Genomic DNA, 20,117 nt, shown 5'->3' with positions numbered 1-20,117 from the left:
AATGCGGCGGTTACAGCCTGCCATTGCGCCGTTTGCTGCCTCCTATGAACCGACCAGCACTGCCTCGGTCAGCTCTCGGTAGAGCACGTCCAACGCCTTTCGACGGGCCTGATCGATGACTGCGTAGAGGTCCAGCGTGGCCTTTTCAGTCAGTGCCACTTTCGCAGCACGCCCCTGCTCGGTCTGCCATACCACATCGGGCGCCAACGTCTTCAGCTCCTGCAATACACGCGTCAGCCGCGCCGCCTCGTCGGTGAATTCGCCGTGCGCATCCAGGGCTTCCTCGAAGTGATTGATAACCTCGGCCCAGAACTCCGAAAGCGCTTTGAGGCGCGCCGAGTACACCTTGTGCAGGTACAACTGCCAGAACGGCTGATCCACCAGCCAATGGGTCAGCCCGGCGTCCGTGGCGCGCTCCAGCACGGCGCGGGCGACATGCTCCACGGCGGCTGAGCCGATCTGCTCGGTGTACAGCGTCTCGGGTTGCTGCCGCAGGCCCAGACGTTTTTGCAACAACTCACGCAATCGCAGGCGAATCTCTACCTCGTCCGGCGCGATGGCGCGCAACACCGGGTCGCCGAGCTGGTCGTAAGGCAACAGGGGGGGGGCAGGATCGCCGGCCAGCAGCGCCTCGCGCCGTTCCAGACGCGCCTGGGTGATGCGCACGGCGTATTCATCCACCAGCGCCGCCTTGTACAGCTGGCGACTCAACCTCGACAACGGCTTGAGCATCGCCGGCCCACCGTCGATAGCGGTGGATGCGGCCTGCCAGGCCAACACTCGGGTTTCGAAGTCGTCTATCACTACGCTGATACCATCGCCGCAGGTGTTCTCGATCAAGGTTGCCTGATCGAAGAGCTGCTGGCGCAGGTCCACCACGCCCAGCCCATCGCCCTCGACCAGCACCGTCGGCGGGACCAGCGCCTCCATGATCGCCCACATGCGCCGCTTGTACAGCCGGGCGTGGCGGGCATATCCCGCCGTGCGGGTGACCTGATCCATGATTCGATAGAAAGCAGCCGCCCCCTCACTGCGGCGGTCGTCCGCGATGCGCGCCGCAAGCGCTGGATCACAGCCTTCGAGCCAGCGCTGATCGGCCACAGCCGGAGCCGGCGCGCCCGCCCCGCCGGTCCAACGCCGACGCGGAAACAGCCCCGCACGACGCAGGCGCTGGCGACTGCGCTCCGACAATGGATTGTTGTCCAGGTTGAGCACCGGACGACCCGGGTTGAGCAGGTTCAGATTGATCTGCGCCATGGCGCTCTGCTCCAGAACAGGCACGCGAACGATCTCGTTGCTGCTGAGGTTGGCGATCCTGATCACCTGGGGTAGACGATTGAAGACCTGCGTCAGGCCCGGCGGCCAGGTATCGATACCGGTCCCGCTCAAACCCAGGTTGCGCAGCGACAGCATCCTTTCGACCACCGGCGGCAGTCCCAGCGGGTTGCCATTCAGGTCAAGGGTCTGCAGGCGGGTCAGGCCTGCCAGCGCGCTGCGTCCCGCCTCGGTCAGGCGAATGTGATTGCGCTGCAGGCGCAAGGTTTCCAGTTCGCGCAATTGCCCCAACGCCACGCAGGCAGCGTCGTCCAGAGTCAGCGCGTTGCTCGCCAGATCCAAGGCTCGCAAGTGAGGGATTCGAGCGAGCGTTTGCATCGCCGCGGCAGGCAGCACGTTATCCACTGCCTCCCCCGCGACCACTCGGGTCACGAAACTGCGCTTCAGGCCCAGGTAGCGCAGTGCCGTCTGGGTCGGGTGGCTGATCAATGCATCGAACATGTCGGGCGCGAGAGCCAGGCGGTTCTCGTCGAGCTCCAGCGTCATGAGCTTGGTCAACGCGCGCACCTGCGTCGGGATGCTGGTCAGCCCGTTGTTGGTCAGATCCAGGCTCAGGAGATTGGGGAAGACCGACAGGAAGAAGGACGGATCGCTCTGCAACCCCATCAAGCCCATGCGCAGGTGCCGCACATGGCTGAAGTCGGCGACAATCAAAGGCAACTCGCCCACCGGCTGTCCGCTGAGATCCAGCGTGGTGGTCTCGCGGCGCCAGGCACTGATGATATCCCGAGCCACTTGTTCCCGGCGCACCTGCGCAGGCTCGCGGCGCCGCCAGGCCTTGAGTTCGCGCTGCAATACCTGCAGTTCCTGCTCCAGGCGCTGGAGTGCAATTTCAAACGATTCGCCAGGCCGTACCAGGGAGTCACGCAGCAACTGCAGACTCGTCTTCGACAAGCCCGGGTAGAGGTTGCGCAACCGCCGGTTCTGTAACCAGCTTGGCTGCCCTCGCCCGCTGAGCGCGTAGCCGATGCCTGCAGCGTGGCGTTGCGGCGACTTGAACCATGGCTGCACCTGGCGCTGCTTGAGCAGTTGCGACACGCGGGTACGGTCGGCCCTGACCTGGCCGATCAGGCGCTGCTGCAGCGCCTCACCGGCGCTGGTAGTGAGATCCAGTGCCGCGCGTTCGGTATCCGGCAATGCGCGACAGATGGCGCTGTACAGATCCATCCAGCCCCCAAGCTCCTGGTCGTGCGCATCGAAGGCCCGGTAACGCCCGTCGCGGGCGACAATGTATTTGAGTTCGCTATCGAGTTCAGCGCCCGCCGCCGCCGTCACTTCTCCGGCCACGCCACCGCTGCGCAGTTCGATGCGTACCCTGCCTGTCCATCCCGGCAGGCAGGGCAACAGGCCAAGCACCAGCGTGTCGCGGTCCGCAGAGCCGCCGGTTTCGAGAAAAAGCGCGCTACAGGCCTGACTCGCACGCCACTGTGCCAACCGGGCGCGGGCCTGCTCGGCCACACGCAGGGGTAAGCGTTGCGCGTCGAGTATGCGCGTGCGCTCGGCGTCACTCACCTGTGCGCCGATTTCATTGGCGATTCGCACTGGCAGTGCTGGAAAATCACGACACAGGACCCGAGCCTCGTCGCTGGCAGTGGGTCGCTGGCGCTCGACCAAAGAGGCCCACAGGCGCGCATCTTCTTCATCCACAGCCCCCTGGGCACTTTGCCGGGGTGCGCGCGCTGCCACGTCCTGGTGGGCGCGGTAGCGCACGACACCCTCGTGCAGGGCCGCTGGCATGGGCCGCTGTTCCACATGCAGGCGACGCAATCGATCCTCAGGCACCGCATGCAGCTCGGCCAGGGTCAGCAAGTCCTGGTCGCTGAGCCGCTCGGTCATGGTGCCGAACCGCCGCATCAATCTGGCGCCTTGCCATTGCAACGGCTGCTCGAATTCGTGCTGCCACGCGCCGGCGCCATTGGACCGAACGCTGGGGCGATAGGCGGTGGAGGCGCTGGGGTGAAGCAGATGGCCCTCGGTCTGTTCGGCGTTCAGTTGCACCTCATGAATGTGATCGTCGAGCTTGATGAAGGTCTTGCCCAGGTACCGGTAGACCCCGTTGCCATCAGGCTCGACAGCAGGGGGCAGGTCCGCTGCCCGGTAGCCCTGCAGATCCGGGTGCAGCAGGCGTTGGCTGTTGTCGGGCAAGCGCACCGGCTGCATCTCTTCGACCACCCCGTCACTGCGGTAGGTCGTGCCGAAATCCGCGGCAACGCCGTGGGCAACCATGGCCAACGCCAGGTTGCCGACGATGCCCTTGAAGTGTTCGAAGGCTTCATGGGTGCGGCCATCTTCCCATGCCTCGACACCGTGATAGACCTCGCTGATCAGCTGCTGGGCAATGACCGGCGCCATCACCTCGCCCAGTGCCGGAATGAACAGCGCTGCCAGATTCATCAGCGAAACGCCCTCCTCCAGCCATTCGCTCCAGCGCGCCTGACGTTGATCGGCGTCGATCCGATCGGTGGGTACCGCCAGCCCCTTCGCTTCGGCCTTGAGCCAGGCCACGTGGCGATCGTGCAGGTGGGCGAACAGCTCGCCCTTCACCAGGACCTCGACGATGTCCAGATTGGGGCGGCCATTGACCACGGCTATCTTGCGCCCGCGGTCGACGTTCTCGCTGCGCCACAGCCGCCGCTCCAGGCGCGCCTGAAACTCGGCGCGCTCACCCTGGGCGATGCGCGCCAGGAAGCTGCGGGCATAGTCGGGCTTGATCAAGTCCGCGGCCAACGCCTGGACGAACTCGGCCGATGAAGCGTACTGCCTGAGGGGTGCGTGCGGATCGCCGGGCAACCAGACCAGACACGGCGAGGCCGCCGTCGCCTGGCCCGCACCGCGCGCCGGGCCGATCACGACCACATCGTGCAGCGCGCAGCCAAGCAGGGTCAGCCGCGAGCACTGCACCGGACCTCCAGCCCAGCGCTCGGCGCGCCCTTCCAGCACCCCTTCGACCACCCTGAAGCCCTGCTCGTCGATCTGCTGCTTCATCCGGGCGACATGGGCCAGCACACGCAGCTGGGCCCTGCGAGCAGCGTCCACCGCGCTTGCCACCGCAGCCCGGGTGGCCGTGGTCTCGAATACCTCGCTCAGGTGCGTTTGGTAAAGACGACCCAGATCCAGCTGGCGGACCAGGCTTGCGAACCGGCCAGCGTCAATCGGCAACGGGTTGTCGATGCGGTACTCGAAGCGGCTGGTGAAAGGTCCTTGCGGGAACGGTCCGGTCTTTTTGACGCTGCCTGACGGCGCCAATACTGTGCGCGGATGAAAATCCGGATCGGCGACGAAATTGCCCAGGGCGGCCATCAGCAGCTGTTCAGGCTGCGGCACGTGATCGTTGTCCAGACCCAGCAAGTGCTCGCGCGTCTGGATACGAACGAAATCGGTGGCATGGACATTCAACGTGGTACCGAAACGCATGCGAATGGCTTCGACGAGGATCGGTTCGGCGAAAGCGATCACACTCCGGAACCCGGCCAGCGTCTGGCCCAGCTCGGTACGACAGCGCTGGCGCAGGGCCTGGGCCGACAGCAAGGCCTCGCGATGCTCGCTGGACGCGGCGGTGAACCAGGGCTGTGGGCCGTCGGCGGTGAATTGTTCGGACACCAGCGTTCGCTGCAACTGGTTCAGTTGCGTCGTGCCGATGGCCGTGACCCACGCAGGAATGCGCTCGCGAATGAACGCATCGTGGCGACCCGGCAATGCAGTATCGGTGGTAGACATGCTTGGATTTCCTGGCTTCATGAAACGTCCAGAAAACCAGCAATGCCCAAGGCGGCTGCGGTAACCATGCACCGCAGTCGCCCGAGGCGTCTACTGCGCCATGGCCTCCTGGGTCAGCGCACGCAGAACCGTCATCTCGGCGGCTTGCAGCTCGACCTGCAGGCTGACCAGCGTTTCGTCATAGGTGCTGTCGTAGTCGCGCTCCTGCAGCTGCGCTTGCCGCGCGAGCCAAGGTGCTCGGGCGGCGTCGAGCCGGACCCGGTGTTCACGGCGCAGGTAATCGAGCCAGTACTCCTGGCTCATGTGCCACTCCAGCAGCGTCGCATCGCTTTCCTGTTGCAGCACCTGGCTGGCCACCGCGTCGAGCTGCGCCGGCGTCACCGGCTCGATAGCCCCGAACAGCATGCCATGGGGCTGGTTCAACAGACCCAGCCGTGCGCTCAGGCCAATCCGGTAGGCCAGCAGCACCTCGACCTCTTCCATCTCGTCCACGTCGATATCGCGCGCAGCAGCGCGGGCCCGCACATCGGCCAGCGCCAGGCTGTCGACGCGGTCCAGGCGGTACAGGCTGCGTGACAAGCCGAGCAATTGACCACTGCGCTGCGGGCCGTCCAGGGCGGGGTCGGCGGCCTGGTGATACAGCTGTTGCCGTTCCAGGTCGGCAAACAGGGCCATCACCTGATCGCCGCAGGTTTCCGGGCGCTGGGCAATGGCGAACAGTTGTTCGCGCAGGGAGGGTGACGCCGCTGCCGCGTCAATGACCCTCCAGGCACGTTCGGCCAGACTGACCGGGACCGTGCGGTAGTCCGCCGTATCGCTGAGCCTGCCCAGAATCTGCACGAAGCGCTCGCTGCCCGGCATCGCACGCAGTCCGGCAAGCCGTGCGGCAGCTTCGGCGTCCGCCGATTGGGTGAGAATCTGCAGGTAGTCGAACACCACGCCTACGGCCTGCAAGCGGCTGACTGCAACGGCGTTCAAGTGTGTGAAAGACAGACTCAAGGGGCGAGGCACTCGAGGTTCGCCGCGAAAAAAAGCCAGCGCATGCAGCGGTGGTATTTCGACGATAGGGTTGTCGTCCAGCTCGACCCAGCGCAGGCGCATCGGCTGACGATCCATCAAGGCCGTCAAGCCACTGGGCCACTGCTGCAGCTGACAGTCGCGCAGGGCCAAGGCGCCAATGCCCTCCAGCAGGCTCAGGTCCAGGTGCGGGCCCAGCGGATTGCCCGACAAGTTCAGATAGTCCAGGCTGCGCAGGCTGGCCAGGGCCTGCATGGCTTGAGGGGTCAAGGTCATGCCATTGCGCCCCAGCCAGAGGCTTTCCAGATTCGGCAGCCTGGCCAGGATGGGCAAGTGCTCGGCCATGGCCTGGCCATCCGTGTTGTCCAGTGCCAGGTAACGCAGCGAGGACAGGTTGGCCAGGCGCTGCACCGCGGCTTCGGGCAGCTGCATCGGGTTGTCACGCAGCACCAGTGCTTGCAGGCTGGGCAATGACGCCACTTCATCGAACATCGTCGGCGAGGCCTGCAGACGGTTATCGTCGAGCGCGATCATCTGCAGTTCGCTCAACGCCATGACACCCGGCGGGATACGGGTCAGGTAATTGCTCTGTAATTCCAGATACTCCAGATGGGGAAACATTTCCAGAAACCCGGGGGTCAGCTCCGTGAGCCCGCATTGCTCCAACGACAGATAGCGAACCCGGGAAAAGTCGCCCTCCAGCACGGGCAGTGCGCCCATGCGCAACTCCGAGAGGTCGAGCACCTGAAACGTTTCTCCGGCGTCGTCCTGCGCCAAGGGCGCCTCGCCCCGCCAGGCGGCCATGATGCGCTGGCGCGCCAGTTCGCGGTCTGCGCTGGCGACCGCAATGGCTTGCCCGTCGGCACCGGGTGTGGTGGTGCTTTCCTGTGCCCAGCGGCCAAGCGAGGCATCCAGTCGAAGCCCTTCGTCGACGCGTGCCTGTTGCCGAGCAGCGCTGAGGGGCTGCGTGGGTTGCGCCAGCTCATTCCGGCCCTCGCCGCCACGACCGCCGCGGCCGCTCAGACGATATCCCCAGCGGTCTCCTGCCATGCGTTCGGGCGCCAGGAAGGTTGTGGGGCGGCGCTGGCCAATGAGCCGCGCGGCCCGTGGTCGATCCCTGACTGCCATGGCCAGGAGTTTCCGAGGCAAGAGGGTTCGCTGCTGCTGCTCGGTCATGCCCGCCATCAGGCCTTTTCGCAGTGCCACGGTTTGTCCATTGCCCGCGCCCGTCAAGCCGAGGATCGCGCGATTGAGCTGCACCTCCCACAGGCTCGAGCGTGCCTGGCTGGCCAAGCGCAGCGGGACCTGGGACGCGCTAACGAGCTGCGTTCGCTCGCGGTCATTGGCGCTTGCGGCGAGTTCCTCGGCAACCACCTGCGGCAGGCCGGGAAAGTCCCGGAGCAACGGCGCCGCCGGGTGATCGCCAGCCAGTACCGGCGCAACCTTGCGCAGATTTGCCAGCGCGGCCACGCGCTCGTTCGCCGGCAGCGCCAGCACTGTTCGTTCGGCGCGCAGGTCATCGATGCACGCCCTGATCAGCGCCGGTAGTTTGCTCCCGGAGCGATGCAGCTGGCGCAACTGGCGCCCGCTGATCCCGCTGACCTGACGGACCCGTTGCAGCGCGGCATCGTCCAGCCCCTCGAGCGCCGGTCCGAACCGGCGCAACGCCTGGATGGCCGTCCACCGCCCCGGGTCTTCGTGGTCGGCGCGCCAGGCGCCTTCGCCGTTGTGAGTCAGGGCCAGCCGATAATCGACGTCGGCTGCAGGGTGTTCGATGTACCAAGTGGCGGTCTTGACGTCGTAGCTCTGTCGGTAGAACAGCCCCTCATGCTTGATGTAGTTACTGCCACCCTGCGCGTATTGCCATTGCGCATTCGGCAGTACCGTCTCCGGCAGCGGTTCGCTGGCCGCGAAGGCTTCCAGGGTCGTTGGCCACAAGCAGGTACGTCCGGCCCGATCGACGACCGGCAGCATGCCGGCCACGAACGGACTGCGCGCCAATGCTACGCCGGCCGCAGCGGTCGCTCCGACCAAGGCAAGGTTGGCGGCCACATCGAAGAAGTGCGCTGCCGCTTCTTCGGTTTGCCCGTGCGTCCAGTCGTCCATGCCGACGAACAGTTCACCGAGCAACTGAACGGTGCCTGCCGCCGCCATCAGCACGCCCAGAGCCGGTACGGACAATGCCGCAACGTTGAGTAGCGTCACGCCTTGCTGCAGGTAGTGCATCCACCGCGCCTGCCGCTCGGCCGTGTCGATATCGGCAGTCGGAACTATCGAGTAGCGAGCCGCCGCCTCGCGCATGGCCAGCATCGCCTCGTTCAGCATCGGTACCAGAGGCCCGGCGTTGACCGTTCTGCGTAAACCGATATCGGCATCCGCATCGTCCATTGGCCCTTGGGCTACGCCCCAACTCAGCCGTTGCGGACGCAAGGTGTCGTTCAGCCGCAGGAAGAACTCACGCCGCTCGGGCTCGGCCACGAATGCGGCGAAATAGCTCTGGAACTCACCGTCACGCAACCGCAGGCGCAATTCGGAGCTGAACGCATCGAAGCTTTGATACTGTTTGAGTGCACCCTCGGCAGCGCCGGGCATGTAGACGATACAAGGCGCGCTTGACTGGGTGCTGGTCTGGATAGACATCAACCCGTGCAGCGCCGTGCCGCCGTGCACCCAGGTGACCAGCCCGCGCAGATCGCACAGCATCACTGGCTGACCACCCCATTTCACCACGCCAGGCGTGTCCGCAATCAGTTGCTGCACCACTTTGCAGGCCTGTGCATCGAGATGACCTTGCAACAACGCCTGTTGCGCCTGCACGGCCAGTTCGCTGCGGATATTGCTGCGAAATGCACCCTTGACCCACTGGCTGCGGATCGCCGTGGGCCTGAACACTTCGTTGAAGCGTTGCTGGTAAGCCTGGCCCAGATCCAGTTCGCGGCACAGCTTGGCGAATTGGTGGGGTTGCACCGCGATTGTGTCCTTGACCTGATAGTGCCAGCTGTAGCCCCAGCACAGTCCCTGCTCGTTCACCTTCAAACGCAAGGCGTCGGGCTGCAGCAGCAGCGTATCGCTGGTGAAGTGGCTGGGGGTCGCTTCCTCTTCGCTGAAATTGGCCATGGCGGCCTCCAGCAAAGTGCGCCTACGGACGTTGAGCGGTCGGCCCAGGATGGCTGAGCCGCGGTCGAACTCGACCCATTCGGCGCGTGTGACATCGATACCCTGCGCAGAACCGAACGCGGCGTCGAATGCCTGTTGCAGGCGGGAGCGGGCAAAATCGGCCGGGGCGACAAAGTCACTGGCCAGGTACTGCGCCGTCGCCTGGCTGGCGCGGCTGCGGCGCAAGGCGTCTTGGTAGGCACGGATAGCCGGAGGATCGGCCGCCTGCAACCAATCGGGAACATGACTGGCGATAACGGCGAAATGGGCGGGGGTGTCGCTGACGTGTGGGAAGAGTGCTGGGGTAACCAAAAGTACGCTCCAATCCAGGCAATCCACGGCGACATGCCGCAGATTGCCCAGTGGAACAAGGCGCCCGAAGCGCCCGGTGCTACATAACGCTGGACGTTACCAGAAACGCTGCTGGCTGAGCTTCTCCCAGGCCTTGCCGGCCAGGTGCTCGATCGAGCCGCTGGCCGCCAGACCGACACGCTCTTGCAGGCTCTTGGCCTTGGCGTAATGAAGGTGGAACACCTCGGCCTGGCGGGCGCGTTCGGCCAGGTACTCGTCGCTGGTCTTGAGTTCGTCGACCAGCTGCTTGTCGAGCGCCGCCACGCCCAGCCAGACCTCACCAGTGGCCACATCGTCGATCGACAGCTGCGGGCGGTAATGGGCGACGAAACTCTTGAACAGTTTGTGGGTGACGTCGAGGTCTTCCTGGAACTTCTCCCGACCCTTCTCGGTGTTCTCGCCGAACACGGTCAACGTGCGCTTGTATTCGCCGGCGGTGAGCACCTCGAAATCGATGTCGTGCTTCTTCAGCAGCTTGTTGACGTTGGGCAACTGCGCGACCACGCCGATGGAGCCAAGGATGGCGAACGGCGCACTGATGATCTTCTCGCCAATGCAGGCCATCATGTAGCCGCCGCTGGCGGCCACCTTGTCGATGCACACGGTCAACGGCACGCCGGCCTGGCGGATGCGTGCCAGTTGCGAGGAAGCCAGACCATAGCTGTGGACCATGCCACCGCCACTTTCAAGGCGCAGCACGACTTCGTCGTTGGGGGTGGCCAGGGTCAGCAGTGCGGTGATTTCATGACGCAGGTTCTCGGTGGCGGAAGCCTTGATGTCGCCGTCGAAGTCCAGAACGAAGACCCGATGCTTACTGTCGGGCTTTTTCTTCTTGGCCTTCTTCTCGTTTTTCGCCTGTTCCTTGCGCAAGGCCTTGAGCTTGTCCTTGTCGTACAGCCCACCCTCGAGCCGCTCGCGCAGGCCCTTGTAGAAGTCATTGAGCTTGCTGACCTGCAACTGGCCGGCCGGCTTGCGCCGACCCTTGGCGCGCAGCGACGCGATGGCGGCCAACACCACCAGGATGGCAGCGACCACGGTGACGGTGCGGATCAGAAATCCGGCGTAATCGGCGAAAAACTCCACGGTGACTCCTTACATGCATGACGCCCGCCAAACCAGGCGGGCGATGGAATGAGCCCAGCATACCGGGGGGCAAAGCCTTGGGCCAGCCGTGAAACGATCGCCATCAAACGAGCCATTCAAACGCACGTATGATTATTCGTTGACAGGCGTTGATACCCCCCCTAACCTCGCAGGACTTTCACTGCCCCATCGAGTCAGGCCGCCCAAGCCCTCGCGATCGTTGCATACCTCCAACAAAAGGACCGCACCATGACCTCCGTAGCCGACGCCGTACACGCCATGAAAGCCAAGTTCAATCCGGAAGCCGCCAAAGGCCTGGACCTGGTATTCGGTTTCAACATCACCGACGAAGACAAGCAGTACGCGCTGCTCGTGAAGGACGGCACCTGCGAGTTGCAGGAAGGCGAAAACCCGGACGCCAACGTGACCCTGGTCATGGACAGCGAAACCCTGAAAGGCATCGTCAGCGGCGAAACCGACGGCATGCAGGCGTTCATGGGCGGCAAGCTGCGCGCCGAAGGCGACATGATGCTGGCCATGAAGCTGAGTGAACTGTTTCCGGTCTGACCACCGCCTCGCCGCAACAACCCCCATGCCCCGACCACGCCTCGGGGCATGGGGGTTGCCTCTTTCACCCCGTCCCCCGCCACATATGTACAGCCGTCGCGCCATCGCATCGCCCTAGCCTTGACCGCTCCCAGGCCGGCACCTGCCGCCTGAACCGTCGATGGAGCGCATCATGGCCAACACCCTCCCCTGGTTTCATTCGCGTCAACTTGCCCAGTGCATGTCTCGCCAACTCACTCAGGCCCTGGACACAGAGCAAATCAGCGTCGTCGAATACGACTGGCTGCGTCGCCTGCCGGATCAACCAAGCATCCCGGAAGACATGCAGGTTTGCCTGCTGGACAACGCCGACCCCGGCGTTTTTTGCGGGCTGCGCATCACCCATGCCGATACGGACAAGCCGGCAGCGTACTATTACTCGCCACAGACCGGCATCCTGCCGTTCGACAATGGCACCGCGTTGCGCGCTGCACTGGTCGCCCGCTCGCAACTCGAGGTCAGCAGGCGCTGGGACGGCACGCGCGAGCCGAAATGGCTGTCGCTGACCAAGGCGCCGTTCAAACGGTGGATGAAAGCGATCATCCTGGCGCAGGCACGGCGCTTCAAGGCGGTCGACCATACCTGGCAGCAACTGCCGCGGCTGATCGACGTCCTCGACCAACGCCTGACCGCGGCGCTGCGTACCGCGATGCCCGCCAGCGACCCGATCGTCCCGCGTACTCACAAGGTGCACCGCGTCGACCGGCAGACCCAGGCGGTGACCAATGTGCAGCGCCTGCTCGATGCCGCTGTGGACGTGTTGGCCGACTTGCCGCAACCCGATTGTGAGCATCGATTCCTGGGCGTCTACGGGCAGACATTGAGCCAGGCCGATGCGCACTGCTACGGCACGACCCTGAAAGAGACCACGACGCAACTGCCCACACACTATGCCGCCGCGTTGGCCGATTTCTGGAAAGCCGCGCCCGCGCCCGAGCGGGTAAGCCTGCGAGATGGACTGAGCGACAGCCTGCAAACGGCCTACCTAAGCGCCGTGCTCGAAGCACAAAGCCATTTGCGCGTCAGCACTGCTCAACTGGGGCTGCTCAAGTCGGTGGCGACCCTGCAGCCGCCTGCCGGCCTGCGCCTGGAAACCCTGCAGTTCAATACCCATGGAGCACCGGGCGACAAGCCCGTGGCCTGGCCCGGTCTGTTGATCATCAGCGACACCGACCGGCGCAGCCTCGGGTATCACCTGTTCAGCACGGATCAGGGGCTGACGCATTGTGCCGACCTGGAAGCGTTGAACAGCTATCTGCAGGGTCTGGCCTCCCAGGCAGGCGAGAGCCTGAGGGTCGTCGAGCGCGATCAAAGGCTGTTCAACGCGACGATCTTGCCTGTACCCGAGCGCCTGGCCGTGACCGGGCCAGGCTTCGATGCGTTGGCAGATGGACTGATCGACCTGCAACGCCGCCGCGTCTCGGAAGTGCTTGGCAACAAGGCCGAGCTGCGCCCCTCGCCTCTCCTGGCAGTCGCCCAGGCGCTGGATCTGCGCAAGCTGGTACATCCTCGTCTGCACTGGCTCGATGCCGACCACCCAATCGAAGCACCCGTCGTGCAGGCCGTAGAACAGGCGCCGGATCAGGGTGAGAGCAACTGGCTGCTGCAGATCGAAACCCTGCGCACCCGCCAACGGTCCATTGTGCAACGCAGCCTGGCCGTCGAGGACGGCGTGCGGGTCCTGCTTGCAACTGGCCTGTTGGCCATGCAGTCGCCGCTGGCCGCCGATGAGCTCCACCTGCAAATCGCCGGCGCACCGGAGTTGGCCGCCGTGGGTCTGACCGACTACTTTCTGGAGCGGACCAGCGGCGCCATCGTGACGCCACTGACCTCGGCCGATCGGGTACTGGACCAGGCCGGCGTGGAAGTCGGTTGGCCAGACGTCGAACAGATAGAACAGCTCGTGCTGGCCTGCAGCCCGGCGCTGACGAAAACCTATCGCCGCCTGGTCCGCCGACGGATGTCGGCGGCGCAACCGCCCTATCTGGGTGCCTACGACCTGCCAGGCCAGCGGCGGGCCCTGCGGGAAATCGGCCTGCGCACCAACCTGGCCATCGCCCGTCGCGAGGGCAGCATCGACAAGGCGCTGCTGGAGCTGCTCGCCACGGCAGTAGATTACCCTACGGCCCGCCTGCGCAATGCCACCGACACCGATGTGCATGCCATCTATCTGAAAACGCCTTCGGAAACGAACACCGTTGCGCTGATCGACATGTTCGTGCTGCATCGCCACTCCGAACCGGCCGGCCCGGTGCTGATGTGGTCCGGCAACCATGGGCTGTATGCCTTCGACTCGCTGCAGCAGCTGAAAAAAACTATCGCCGCCTCGATCAACCACCCCGACGCCCGCGCGCCCTGGCTCAAGGGCCTGGACCCCGCCGTGATGACGACATTGCTGGAACACTTTCAGGCCGCTACGGTGTCAGGCGTGCAAGTGGAAACCCGCGCGATTGCAGGCGACTTCATTACCGAGCTCGATGTGATCGAGTGCCATCGCCAGCTGACGGTCGTCGGCGTCGACATGGCGCTGGCCATCGAATGCGGGTTCTCGGCCAACCTGTTTCAGCGCAACGCCGACTACAGCCGAAGTGAAGACATGCTCACCATCGGTCTGGACCGATTGGCCGTCGATGCGGCCAACGTTCAGCTCGCCGAGCTGCTACCGCCCTGGATTCAGCACGCCAGCGCGGTTCAGCTCTCGCGCTACACCGCCATCCTTGGACGCTGCCTGGCCACCGCCAACACGAAAAGCAGCTACCTCGCGCAGATTCCATTCATCGGCGATTTCTCGCGCGCGCGTCTGCGCACGTCCATGGCCAAGCTCTGGCCAGCAGGGCCGCACAATCCGGATCGGGTAGTGATCAAGCTGACCGACACCAGCGGCGGCGGTATCAGCAGTGGCGGCATGATGGGCACAGGTACGCTGGACAGTCGCACCAAGACCTTGACCGAGTGGGCGATAACCCAATTCTCCGGATCTTTGTCCAGCGAGATGCATATCAGCCTGGACCCGCCCTCGCTGATCATGGACGTGCCGACCACGCACCAGGTCCGCAACGTGGTCGATGACGCAGATGTTGGCGGCGAATACCGCAAGCTGCTGGCTGCCAGGTTATCCACGACTTCCGGCGACTATGCCTTGCGCCGTCTCCTGTTCGCCAAGGCCCTGCCGGCGCAGATGCTGCGCAACGCTCTAGAACAAGAAATGCAGGGCAAGATCAGCACGGCGGCGACCGACATGATCGCCCAGGTGGTGGAGATGCCAGATGGCGTGGCCCGCGAGCCGTTGAATGGCCAGAGGATCACCCTTGGCCCGCTGGGGTTGATCCCGGACGTGGGCATGCCAGCCGATATTGCCTGTGGCATGTACTTGATTGCTCCGGTGCGACCCGACTGCGGTCCGGTCGTGCTCTACACCTGCTATGGCGAGTCGCAGACACTGCGCGAGTACGCTTCGCGCGCCCAGTTGCTCGAGCAGATCAAGACCAACGCCACGCTTCAGGCGCAGATCCTCAGCCGGCTGCCCGAAGAGGTTCATTCACGCTATGAGCATTCCGGCTTCAGCGAGCCTCATATCCCGTGGACCACCGAAGTCAACGACGGCCAGAGACTGGGCAAACCGCCGACCATCACCCTGCTCGATCAGCCAGAGCAAGGCAACGCCTTGTACTATCTGTTCGAAGACAATCTCCAGCTCATCCAACTGCTGGCTCGCCAGCAGACCATGTCTTCGGGAGAAGCGAGCTGGAATGCGTTCTGTCACATCGTCAAGCTGGGAATCGAGCAAGGCGCGATGATCCTGCCCAGCGCCGTCGGGTCCCTGGTGGCGCTTTATCAATCGCAGCAGTTGCTCAACGACTCGGTCAAGGCGATCGGTCGCAGAAACTGGGGCGAGGCGCTGGCCGACTTCGTCGCCGCCCTGGCTTCCATTGTCGGTGCGCGCCGCAGCGCCGAGCATTTCAAACGCGAAATCCAGGATGCCGAAAGCACGGACACTGCACCCAAGGCGCTGGTGGGGGGGCGGTTTTACCGCGGCCTGAGTACTGAACTGGCCACTCTGGAAGTCACCGACGTGGCGTTGAACACGCTCAAGCATGACGCCCTGCTCAACATGTATGAAACCGCCGACACCCTGCATCGCTATGCCATCGTCGATGGCAGGGTCATGGAGGTCAAGCGCGCCGAGCGCGGTTGGTACATCGTCAGCAAAGGACGTGAAGGGCCAACCATCACCCTGGATGACCAGCAGAAGTGGCACGCCGATCTCGAGATTGCGCGGATGGGCGCCGCGTATTCCTTGATGGACAGCTACGACACCTGGATTACCGACATCAACATTCCCGACGTCTACATCACCTTGGCCGAGGGCACCGAGCAGATCCGCCAGCTCTACCCTCGTCATCACCAGATGATCGTAAGTGCCCATGCCCATGCGATCGAGTGCTTGCGCATTGCGCTGAAAAATCTCAACCAGAAATATCCGTACATACCGCTGCCGGCGAAGACTCTGGACATCCTGACCGACGTATTCGAGGTGGACGTCACGCCGGCCATGCTGCAACGTCTGCGCAGTGGCTGTGTGCAGCTGCTCGACGCACTGACCAGCGATGCCATGGATCCACACTCATCCCCACGCTATTGGGACGGGCTCAACGAGGTGGGCCATGAGGCCAACCATGCCTTCGTCTGGGAGGGCGATCCGCAAAAACGCATATTCCTGACCGAGAAATTTTTCGACCTGCCGATCGAAACCTTGATGTATTCCCGTCGTGAACGCGGGCCAGCGCAGCTCTATGCGCACCATCAGGCGGCATCGCTGCTGCACGAAGTCAGCCATCAGGTGCTCAGGACCGTGGACCTGGCCTACCTCGACACCTTCCTGCCGCTGCACCAGCATTTTGATGACCTTGGCGGCACGCATGGGCAATCCCAGGTGTATGCGCGCAGGCTGCTCAAGATCCGCCAGGATGCGCTGTCATTGAGTACGCCGGCTGCCAAGCTGTTCACTCGCATGGGTTCCAATGGTCGACGCGACTTTCGCTCCAGCGACGGACGTCAGCACAAAACGATTCTGCGACTGACGGGCAAGACCAATCTAGCCGATGCCCGCGTGTCCTTCCGGACCGACCCCGACGTGCGCTCGAAGCTGATCATGGCCAATGCCGATTCAGTCACGCTGCTGATTTTCCGCCTGGGGCAGGAGGTGTTCACGCCGCCTTCTACCTGAAGATATTTTCAGGTTCCATTCGGCGCAAAGATCAAGTGCTCTGTTTAATAATGAGTATCATTATGTTACAAGTTAGCATCCTATTTACTCGTTGAACGGTGCGAAGTGCTGGTTCCATTCTTGATCATGCTGCGCGAAGGGATTGAAGCCGCGCTCATCGTTGGCATCATCGCCAGCTACCTGAAACAGACTGGTCGTGGTCAATGGATGCCAGCGGTCTGGATCGGCGTCTTTCTGGCAGCGGCCCTGGCCCTGCTGGTGGGCGGCGGCCTTGAATTGATGAGCGCGGAATTTCCGCAGAAACAACAGGAATTGTTCGAAGCGCTCATCGGCCTGGTGGCCGTGGTCATCCTCACCTCCATGGTGTTCTGGATGCGCAAGGTCGCCCGCTCGGTGAAGCACTCGCTGCAGGCGGCCCTGGAGCAGGCCCTTACCGGCTCGCGCCATCAAGTCGCTGCACTGATCGCCATGGTGTTCTTTGCCGTTGCCCGTGAAGGTCTGGAAACCGTGTTTTTCCTGCTCGCCGTGTTTCAGCAAAGCGAAGGCCCCGGCGCGCCCATCGGCGCCCTGCTCGGCCTGCTGCTGGCGGTGGCCATCGGCTTCGCCATCTATTCGGGCAGCATGCGCCTGAACCTGTCGCTGTTCTTTCGCTGGACCGGATTGTTCATTCTGGTGGTAGCGGCAGGCATTCTCGCCAACTCGGTGATGGCCCTGCACGAGGCCGGTGTCTGGAACCGTTTGCAGACGGTGGTTTTCGACATCAGCGCCACACTGCCCATGGACGGTCCGATCGGATCGGTACTGGCCGGCATGTTCGGCTATCAGGACGCACCGACGGTCAGCACCCTGGGTGCCTACCTGATCTATCTGGTGGTGGCCCTGGTGGCGTTCTTCATGCCCCATGCCGCGCCGAGGCCGGTCAACTCCTCCCCTGCCACTCATCAGTAAGGCTTCCATGTCCAACCCAGTCAATGGCGCGCCACCGCGCCTGATGCGTGTGGCGCTCGCCGCGTCGGTGGTCGTGATGATCGCCGCCGGCGGCCTGTTCTATTACGCATCGCAAGTCGCTTCGAGCAAACGTCAGGCCAGTGCGCAGAACGAAATCGTGGTGAACATTCATCCGCACAACTGCGAGCCGGCAGCGCTTACCGTGGCTGCCGGGCGTAACAGCTTTCGCATCGTCAACCGCTCCGAACGCGCGGTGGAATGGGAAATCCTCGATGGCGTGCTGGTGGTCGAAGAGCGCGAGAACATCGCGCCCGGCTTGAGCCAGGTGATCAACGCCAACCTGCAGCCCGGGGACTATCAGATCACTTGCGGCCTGCTCAGCAACCCGCGCGGCACCTTGAAGGTCACCCCCACTGCCGAGTCCGACGCTGCAGCCAAGGCGCGGCCCTCGATGGTGGCCTTCGTCGGCCCTCTGTCGGAATACCGGGTGTATCTGGCGACCCAGGGCAGCGGCCTGATCCGCGCCGTGGACGCCTTGAACCAGGCCATTGTCGCCGGTGATCTGGCGCAGGCACGCAGCTTGTACGCCCCGGCACGAGCCGCCTATCAACGTATCGCGCCCGCCGCGCAACGCCTGGCCGAATTGGACAATGCCATCAATGCTCGCGCCGACTACTACGAGAAGCGCGAACAGGACACGGCTTTCGGTGGCTTCCACCGCTTGGAGTACGGCCTGTTCCAGCAGAACAGTGTGAACGGTCTGGTGCCGGTGGCGCAGAAACTGGCGACCGATGTCACCGAATTGAGGCGCCAGTTGCTGGCGCAGCCATTGCCTCCCGAACAACTGGTGAGCATCGTTGCGCGCAACCTGCACGGCCTGGCGGACATTCGTTCCAACGGTGAGGAAGAGCGTTACAGCCACACGGATCTCAATGGCTTCGCGGCCAATCTGGAAGGTGCGCGCAAGGTGGTCGATCTGCTGCGTCCACTGTTGACCAAGTCCGCGGCCGAGCTGCTGCCGCGCATCGATGACGCGGCCGATGAGTTGGCCATGCAGTTGGCGAGTCTGCGCAGCGGCGACGGCTATCAGAGCTACGAGAGGGTCAGCACCGAGCAGCGCGAGCAGATAGCCGCCCAGGCCAAGGCCCTGGCCGATGCCCTCGACGGCATCGACCCAGCCCTGGGCCTTTCCACCCTGCGCTAACCCAGGACGCGGCGTCGCCCCCTGTAGCAGCGGCGCGAGCCGCGTCCGGCTCCGCTGCGGTCGGCCTGATACACCACCGATACCGTCGACGCGGCTTGCGCCGCTGCTACAGGGTTCAGGTGAATGAAGAAGATACGAGGTCAACGATCATGAGCAACGCCGACAAACCGAATCCGACCATCGACGCCCAGCGTCGTCGCGTGCTGCTGGGCCTGGGCGCCGCCGGTGCGGCTTTGGCCGGCGCGGGCCTGAGCTGCCCGGTGATGGCGGCCCCTGCTGCCAAGGTCACCGAAGCGCCGAAAAGCGAAAAGACCCAGGACCGCCATGACTACCAGGGCGTGCACCAGACCGGCATCGTCACGCCGCGCCCGGCCGCGGGCATGATGGTGGCCTTCGATGTACTGGCCAGTGACCGCGAAGACCTGGAGCGCCTGTTCCGCACCCTGGACGAGCGTATCCGCTTTCTGATGACCGGCGGACCGGTGGCCCAGGTCGACCCCAAGCTGCCTCCGGTGGATTCAGGCATTCTTGGCCCCGTGGTCGTCCCGGACAACCTGACCATCACCGTAGCGGTCGGCGAGTCCTTGTTCGACGAGCGCTTCGGCCTTGCCGATGCCAAGCCCAAGCGCCTGTCGCGGATGGTCGGTTTCCCCAACGATGCGCTGGAGGCAGATCAATGCCACGGCGACCTGACCCTGCAGTTCTGCGCCAACACGCCGGACAGCAACATCCACGCCCTGCGCGACATCGTCAAGAACCTGCCCGACCTGCTGTTCGTTCGCTGGAAGCAGGAAGGCACGGTGCCGCCGCAGGCGCCCGCCAAACCTGGCGAACCTGAGCAGAGCGCGCGCAACTTCCTCGGCTTTCGTGACGGCTCGGCCAATCCGGATTCCAACGACACCCGGCTGATGGATGCGCTGGTATGGGTACAACCTGGCAGCGACGAGCCGACCTGGGCCACCCATGGCAGCTATCAGGCGGTGCGCATCATCCGCAACTTCGTCGAACGCTGGGACCGCACCCCGCTGCAAGAACAGGAAAACATCTTCGGGCGGGTGAAAACCACCGGTGCGCCCATGGACGGCCGACTTGAAAGCGATGTGCCGGACTACGGCAAAGATCCCGAAGGCAAGCTGACCAAGCTGGATGCGCATATTCGCCTGGCCAATCCGCGCACCCCCGAGTCGCAGCAGAATCTGATCCTGCGCCGGCCATTCAACTATTCGAACGGGGTGAACAAGAACGGCCAGCTGGACATGGGCCTGCTGTTCATCTGTTACCAGGCGGATCTGGAAAAAGGCTTCATCACCGTGCAGACGCGGCTCAACGGAGAACCGCTGGAGGAATACCTCAAGCCCGTGGGCGGCGGTTATTTCTTCACCCTGCCGGGGGTGACCAACGCCCAGGATTTCATCGGTCGCAGCCTGCTCGACGCAACGCAAACCACCACGACCAACGCATGACCACTTGATA

General features: G+C 63.9%; 8 protein-coding genes. 5 read left to right on the top strand and 3 right to left on the bottom strand.

The annotated features are described in order from the left end of the window. Positions 1–42: 42 nt before the first annotated feature. The 3 genes from IFT98_RS04140 to sohB form a co-directional block, all read right to left on the bottom strand. Positions 43–5,052 carry a dermonecrotic toxin domain-containing protein gene (locus IFT98_RS04140; protein ID WP_192047202.1) on the bottom strand — a complete coding sequence of 1,670 codons (5,010 nt, stop codon included), beginning with the start codon at positions 5,050–5,052 and terminating at the stop codon, positions 43–45. 90 nt (positions 5,053–5,142) lie between these two features. Then, positions 5,143–9,537: an NEL-type E3 ubiquitin ligase domain-containing protein gene (locus tag IFT98_RS04135; RefSeq protein WP_192047203.1), complete on the bottom strand. Its 4,395-nt coding sequence runs from the start codon at positions 9,535–9,537 to the stop codon at positions 5,143–5,145. Between the two features lie 96 nt (positions 9,538–9,633). Further along, entirely contained in the window at positions 9,634–10,659 is a 1,026-nt protein-coding gene (gene sohB, locus IFT98_RS04130; protein ID WP_122795740.1) for a protease SohB, read from the bottom strand. A 249-nt stretch (positions 10,660–10,908) separates the two neighbouring features. On the opposite strand from sohB, the gene IFT98_RS04125 reads away from it, so the two are divergent. The 5 genes from IFT98_RS04125 to efeB all read left to right on the top strand — a co-directional run bounded on the left by IFT98_RS04125 (position 10,909) and on the right by efeB (position 20,107). Continuing rightward, a complete protein-coding gene (locus IFT98_RS04125) occupies positions 10,909–11,226 on the top strand; it encodes an SCP2 sterol-binding domain-containing protein (protein WP_185793470.1) in 318 nt (105 codons plus the stop codon). Positions 11,227–11,398: 172 nt separating this feature from the next. Then, positions 11,399–16,492 (top strand): dermonecrotic toxin domain-containing protein, encoded by a 5,094-nt coding sequence (locus IFT98_RS04120; protein WP_192047204.1) that lies wholly within the window; start codon positions 11,399–11,401, stop codon positions 16,490–16,492. A 105-nt stretch (positions 16,493–16,597) separates the two neighbouring features. Then, positions 16,598–17,440 (top strand): iron uptake transporter permease EfeU, encoded by an 843-nt coding sequence (gene efeU, locus IFT98_RS04115; RefSeq protein WP_192047205.1) that lies wholly within the window; start codon positions 16,598–16,600, stop codon positions 17,438–17,440. Positions 17,441–17,447: 7 nt separating this feature from the next. Continuing rightward, the gene (gene efeO, locus IFT98_RS04110) at positions 17,448–18,644 is read left to right on the top strand and encodes an iron uptake system protein EfeO (protein WP_192047206.1); all 1,197 of its coding nucleotides are present in this window, start codon (positions 17,448–17,450) and stop codon (positions 18,642–18,644) included. A 149-nt stretch (positions 18,645–18,793) separates the two neighbouring features. After that, a complete protein-coding gene (gene efeB, locus IFT98_RS04105) occupies positions 18,794–20,107 on the top strand; it encodes an iron uptake transporter deferrochelatase/peroxidase subunit (protein WP_192047207.1) in 1,314 nt (437 codons plus the stop codon). The last annotated feature ends 10 nt before the right edge of the window (positions 20,108–20,117 follow it).

The sequence above is a fragment of the Pseudomonas sp. CFBP 8770 genome, from assembly GCF_014841705.1.
Lineage (GTDB): Bacteria > Pseudomonadota > Gammaproteobacteria > Pseudomonadales > Pseudomonadaceae > Aquipseudomonas.
This window is presented reverse-complemented; position numbering and strand designations above follow the sequence as displayed.